This is a genomic window from Komagataeibacter saccharivorans, from assembly GCF_004348195.1.
Lineage (GTDB): Bacteria > Pseudomonadota > Alphaproteobacteria > Acetobacterales > Acetobacteraceae > Komagataeibacter > Komagataeibacter saccharivorans.
Window position 1 is genome coordinate 1971394 of the sequence record NZ_CP036404.1, and the last position, 6107, is coordinate 1977500.

Consider the following 6107-nt stretch of genomic DNA (forward strand, 5'->3'; position numbering starts at 1 on the left):
GCTGTTGTCCGGCTTGGATTTGCATGTTTCCGCCCGGAAGCGGAACATGCGCTTGTTGATGATGATACGCAGGATTGCCGTGCTTTCAAACTTTCACCTGTCACGCCTGCTTTATCCAGTGCTTTTTGCGTTACTGGCAGCCTGCACCACGCGGGAAGCTCCGCCCCCCGCCCCACCGGCCCACCACCCGGCATTGAGCCGCCTTGTGCCCGCCGATCGCATGTTCGCCATTGCAGGCGGTCCCACACTGCCCCTGCGTATCTGGCCTGCACAGGGCACGGAACGTGCCGTGATCGTGGCCCTGCATGGCTTCAATGACAGCCGGGACGCATGGGAACGCCCGGCCCCCATCCTGAATGCCGCGGGCATGAGCGTGATCGCACCCGACCTGCCCGGTTTTGGCCAGACGGCACAGCGCGGCGGGTGGGCTGGCACGGATGTACTGGTCCGCAGCGCCGCAGACCTTGTCGCCACCATCGGACATGAACATCCCGGTGTGCCGCTATATGTAATGGGGGAAAGCATGGGTGGGGCCATCGCCACCGTGCTGGCCGCACGATCCGATGCGCCGCCGGTGGCGGGCTATATCCTGCTGGCCCCGGCGCTGTGGGACATGGATGGCGGGGCCCGTACCGTCACGCGGCTGATGGCGACACTTGCCCCACACGGGCGGCTGAGCGGGCGCGAACTGCCGGTCCATGTCACCGCCGCCGATGACATTCTGGCGCTGGCCCGGCTGTATTATGACCCACTGACGCTACGCGATACCGGCACGGTCGCGCTGGCCGGCCTCACCGGCCTCATGCACGAAGCCGCGCGTGCCGTGCCCCACATGCGCGGTCCCGTTCTGGTCATTTATGGCGGCCATGACCAGATCATCCCCGCCCCCGCCATGGCGGCCGCATGGCGGCATCTGCCAACTGGCGCCCGGCGCGATTACATTGCAGGCGGCTACCACCTGCTGCTGCGCAGCCGGACTGCCGAACAGGTAACCGCTGACATAACAGGCTGGATACGACATCCCGATGATTTCCTGCCTTCGGGCGGGGACATGGCGGCGGCGGCATGGATGGCTGACCAGAAAGGCCGTGCGGCACCCTTGCCGCTACTGCCGGGGTATATGGACTGGATTGCGCCGCAATGATTTTTACTGATTTCAGGGGTGGCATTCGACGCGGTCCCGATGTATGCAGACGAGAGTGGACTCGTAGCTCAGCTGGATAGAGCGTCGCCCTCCGAAGGCGAAGGTCGAAGGTTCGAATCCTTTCGAGTCCGCCATTCTCCATAAAAAATTACGAGATACTGCAGACCATTCAGACAGTCTGCCAATCTGCTCAAGGCGGCGGCGCGCGTCCCCCTCCAGCAGGTCTGCTCGACCGCACTGACAGAGCGCGCCTTCTTCCCCGATATCGCACGCGCCTGTCAGGCCTGACAGGAACCCGGACCAGCTTCAGACAGTTGTTTTCCTGCCATGCCAGCAGGCAACAACGCGCCTGGCCGGCTTTCATCCGGGGAACAAGAAATCATGACCGACCAGCACCTTTCCACGCCGCAGGAGATCGAGCTCAAGCTCGACTTCCCTGCTGAGGCGCACGCTCTGGTCGCGCAGCATGTTACCCTGCTGGAGAATGTGGCCCCGGTCGTCCATACCCATCTGGTTACGATATATTATGACACGCCGGATCTGGCCCTGAGCAGAAGCGGCCTGTCCCTGCGGGTGCGCCGTTCCGGCAGGCATCATGTCCAGACACTGAAATCCGGCGGCGATAACGCCCTGGCAACCCATCGTAATGAATGGGAATGGCCTGTCAGGACAACCAGACCGGACATCACCCTTCTGGACGTCACCCCGGCGGCCATACTGAAACCGATGCTGGACGGAAAGCTGGCGCCGGTTTTCCGTTCCGACATCCAGCGCGCCATCCACATGATGAAATGTGAAGATGCGGTCATTGAAATTGCCATTGATGAGGGTTCTGTCCGCGCAGGCAAGACAGAGGAACAGGTTCATGAAGTAGAACTGGAACTCAAGAATGGCCCCGTCCTGCCCCTCTACCATCTGGCAATACGGCTACAGGCCGATCTGCCGCTCCATATCAGCGCCCAGACCAAAGCCGGGCGCGGCTACCGCCTTCTGACCCGTCATTCCGCCCAGGTCACACCGGCCCGTGCGCCTGTCCTGTCCGCCAAAATTACTGCGGCAGATGGGTTCAGAAGAATCATGCGCGAAGACATGGACAGTCTGGTCAACAACCTTCCAGCCGTGAAGGCTGACGATATGGAAGGCATACACCAGATGCGGGTGGCTATCCGACGGCTGCGCACGACACTTCAACTTTTTTCTGTATGTCTGGATGATACGAAGGCCACACAATTTGAAGACGGGTTGCAAAGGATCGGTCGCATATTGGGCACTGCGCGCGACTGGGATGTATTCAGCACCGAAACATTGCGCACGGCGTCTCCCGCCTTACCGATGCAAGACGGGTGGCAGGCACTCAACACCGCCGCAACGGGATTGAGAACACAGGCCCATAACGCCCTGCAACAGGAACTGGCCGGGCCGGATATCACGGCATGCGTGCTGGCCCTGACAGCATGGATGGAAGATGCCCCCTTTAGGGTCAGCCACAAAAAGATGGACCATAAGCTGATAGCGCTGGCACCTGACCTGCTTGATCGGGTGACCCAAAAGGTTGTGCGGCGGGGCAGGCACATAAGCCATCTTTCCGCGACAGAACTGCATTCACTGCGCAAGACACTCAAGAAACTGCGTTACAGCGTGGATTCCATGGCCAGCCTGTACCCCACCCGAAAGGTGAAATCCTACCTGAAACACTGCCGTCACCTGCAAAGCTGTCTGGGTGACATCAATGACGCAGCCGTGGCCTTGATACTGACGGACAGATTACGCTGCATTCAACCTGATCTTTCCACCGAAGCCTGCGATACTGTCATCCGATGGAGCAAAAAGCGCAGGCAACAGGCCATGCGCAGATTACCCCAGGCCTGGTCCGCATTTCACAAGGCAACGCCTTTCTGGCGGTCATGATTCAGGGGTCCTCCCCCATATCCCATCACAGTAGGCTATTCTGTCCCTCTACCGGGGCAGGAGGGCGGCTTCAACGCCCATGCCCCGCTCACCCGGTGTAGCCAGCGCCACGCAGTTACGTCCATTTTTCTTGGCAAAATACAGGGCCATATCAGCACGGGCCAGTGCATCGTCGCTACTGACATCCGTCTCGCACATCTCCGAAATACCGATACTGGCCGTCACGGCAATAGTATGGCCGCCGACACGCACCGGTACATCCGCAATAGCCAGACGCAGGCGTTCTGCAATCGCACTGGCCTGTGTCAGATCAATCTCGTGAAGGCAGGCTGCAAATTCCTCGCCCCCTACGCGGCCCGTGTCATCGGTTGAACGCAATGTTTCCATTACGACCGACGCGACATGGCGGATCACGCCATCCCCGGTCGCATGGCCATATTGGTCATTGATCGCCTTGAAATGGTCGATATCGATCATCGCCATCACGATCTGCGGGCTGGCGCCGTCCTGCATGGACCGCCAGACATCTTCCATCCGCTCAGTAAAAGCCCGCCGGTTCGGAAGACCTGTCAGATGATCCACGCGGGCGAGATCATGCAGTTCCTGTTCCATCCGCTTGCGCGCCGTCGCATCCACCACCAGACCATGCCACACTGTAGCGCCATCCGGCAGCCGGAGCGGATGGGCATCGACCTGACGCCAGCGCAGTCCCTGAACCGGCAGAAGCACGCGAAAGACACAATGCCAGGGCGTCAACCCCGCGGTCGCCGCTGCAAGTGTCGCCAGATACATCTCCCGGTCATCAGGATGAATGCGTTCATGGATCGCGGCGGTGTTAAGGGCAACCTGTGCGGCTGTCAGTTCATAGATTTCCTCAATCCGCGCGCTGGCATATGTGAGGCGGGCGGTATTGTCCGGTTCCCGGCGGCACTGAAATACCAGACCCGGCACTTCATTGGTCAGGTTGGTCATAAGCGCGATACTCTGATGGAGTTGATCCGTCAGGCTCCTGATCGAGCTGATATCGCTGGTGGTGCCCACCATCCGCAATGCCTGGCCCGCCTCATCCCGGCTGACGACACGTCCACGGCTCATTACCCATTTATAACTGCCATCCCTGCAACGCAGGCGGTGTTCGACTTCGTAAGAGGGGGTAAGTCCTTCAAAGTGATCGCGCATCGTCGCCTGAACATAGGCCAGATCGTCCGGGTGGACGCGCTGGTAGCTATCTTCTATCCGGCTGGAAATTTCTTCGGGGCGATAACCAAGTATCTCGGCCCATCCATCAGAATAGTGAATGGCGCCCGTCAGGACATCCCGATCCCAGATTCCCGTACCACTACCCCGTATCGCAAGGGCCATGACATCATCAAATCCATGGCTCACCGAAGCGTCCGACCTTGTACCCATTCGCACTGGCCTTTATCATCCCGGTTGATTGCGGCGATGGAAACAGCATATTGCACCGGCCATGTTGCGTCGAGGGCGGAACTGTCTTCCCTGTCCCATCCCAATTGCATCCCGTGAAGGATTTTGAACAACAAAAAACCCGCCTGTTGAGGGCGGGTTTATCGTGTCCGATCAAGGACTTATGCTTGGTTGCGGGGGCAGGATTTGAACCTGCGGCCTTCAGGTTATGAGCCTGACGAGCTACCGGGCTGCTCCACCCCGCGGTTGTTTGGGGAGACTGGAAGACCTGGCGGCGACCGACTTTCCCGTGCCTTAAGGCACAGTATCATAGGCGCTGGGGCATTTCACGGCCGAGTTCGGGATGGGATCGGGTGGATCATTCCCCGCCATAGCCACCAGGTCATCCAGTCTCCCCGGTATGGGGAGAGGATGTGATGGGTTGGTGCGTTTTGTTATTGTGTTGAAGAGTGGATGACTGCTGTGCATGTGTGTTGCCCTTTTAAGGGGGCGATGGAATGAGCCTATTGGGCGATTAGGACCAGTTAGCTGCACGCATTACTGCGCTTCCACACCTGGCCTATTGACGTGATGGTCTATCACGGCCCTTGGGGAGACCTTGTTTTGAGGTGGGTTTCCCGCTTAGATGCTTTCAGCGGTTATCCCGTCCACACTTAGCTACCCGGCTGTGCCGCTGGCGCGACAACCGGTGCACCAGAGGTATGTTCATCCCGGTCCTCTCGTACTAGGGACAAATCCTCTCAAGTCTCCAACACCCACGGCAGATAGGGACCGAACTGTCTCACGACGTTCTAAACCCAGCTCACGTACCACTTTAATCGGCGAACAGCCGAACCCTTGGGACCTGCTCCAGCCCCAGGATGTGATGAGCCGACATCGAGGTGCCAAACCTCCCCGTCGATGTGGACTCTTGGGGGAGATCAGCCTGTTATCCCTAGAGTACCTTTTATCCGTTGAGCGATGGCCCTTCCACGCGGGACCACCGGATCACTATGGCCGACTTTCGTCTCTGATCGAGCTGTCACTCTCACAGTCAGGCGGGCTTATGCCATTGCACTCGACAGCCGGTTTCCGACCGGCCTGAGCCCACCATCGCGCGCCTCCGTTACACTTTGGGAGGCGACCGCCCCAGTCAAACTGCCCACCATGCAGGGTCCCGGACCTGGCTAACAGGCCTCGGTTAGACATCAGAAACAGTCAGGGTGGTATTTCAAGGATGGCTCCACCGGAACTGGCGCCCCGGTTTCAAAGCCTCCCACCTATCCTACACAGAATGTCTCTGATGCCACTGCAAAGCTGCAGTAAAGGTTCATAGGGTCTTTCCGTCTGACCGCGGGTACCCCGCATCTTCACGGGGAATTCAATTTCGCTGAGCCGATGCTGGAGACAGCGGGGAAGTCGTTACGCCATTCGTGCAGGTCGGAACTTACCCGACAAGGAATTTCGCTACCTTAGGACCGTTATAGTTACGGCCGCCGTTTACCGGGGCTTCAATTCGGTGCTTGCACACCTCCTCTTAACCTTCCGGCACCGGGCAGGCGTCAGGCCGTATACGTCGTCTCTCGACTTCGCACAGCCCTGTGTTTTTACTAAACAGTCGCTACCCCCTGGTCTGTGCCACCCGCCG

3 protein-coding genes, 2 tRNA genes and 2 rRNA genes (1 of these 7 running past the window's edge) are annotated in these 6107 nt (G+C 59.2%); 3 read left to right on the forward strand and 4 right to left on the reverse strand.

Features of this window, described 5'->3' with window-relative positions; translation table 11 throughout:
- The first annotated feature begins 46 nt into the window (after nucleotides 1-46).
- The 3 genes from KSAC_RS09010 to KSAC_RS09020 all read left to right on the forward strand — a co-directional run bounded on the left by KSAC_RS09010 (nucleotide 47) and on the right by KSAC_RS09020 (nucleotide 3052).
- Entirely contained in the window at nucleotides 47-1144 is a 1098-nt protein-coding gene (locus KSAC_RS09010; RefSeq protein WP_132305162.1) for an alpha/beta fold hydrolase, read from the forward strand.
- Between the two features lie 57 nt (nucleotides 1145-1201).
- Nucleotides 1202-1278, forward strand: a tRNA-Arg gene (locus tag KSAC_RS09015).
- Nucleotides 1279-1525: 247 nt separating this feature from the next.
- Nucleotides 1526-3052 (forward strand): CYTH and CHAD domain-containing protein, encoded by a 1527-nt coding sequence (locus KSAC_RS09020; RefSeq protein ID WP_165927307.1) that lies wholly within the window; start codon nucleotides 1526-1528, stop codon nucleotides 3050-3052.
- A 48-nt stretch (nucleotides 3053-3100) separates the two neighbouring features.
- On the opposite strand, the gene KSAC_RS09025 is transcribed toward KSAC_RS09020, so the two are convergent.
- The 4 genes from KSAC_RS09025 to KSAC_RS09040 form a co-directional block, all read right to left on the reverse strand.
- Nucleotides 3101-4438 (reverse strand): sensor domain-containing diguanylate cyclase, encoded by a 1338-nt coding sequence (locus KSAC_RS09025; RefSeq protein ID WP_243705172.1) that lies wholly within the window; start codon nucleotides 4436-4438, stop codon nucleotides 3101-3103.
- A 210-nt stretch (nucleotides 4439-4648) separates the two neighbouring features.
- A tRNA-Met gene (locus KSAC_RS09030) sits at nucleotides 4649-4725 on the reverse strand.
- Between the two features lie 21 nt (nucleotides 4726-4746).
- A 5S ribosomal RNA gene (gene rrf / locus KSAC_RS09035) occupies nucleotides 4747-4862 on the reverse strand.
- A gap of 112 nt (nucleotides 4863-4974) precedes the next feature.
- Nucleotides 4975-6107, reverse strand: a 23S ribosomal RNA gene (locus tag KSAC_RS09040) (it continues 1606 nt past the right edge of the window).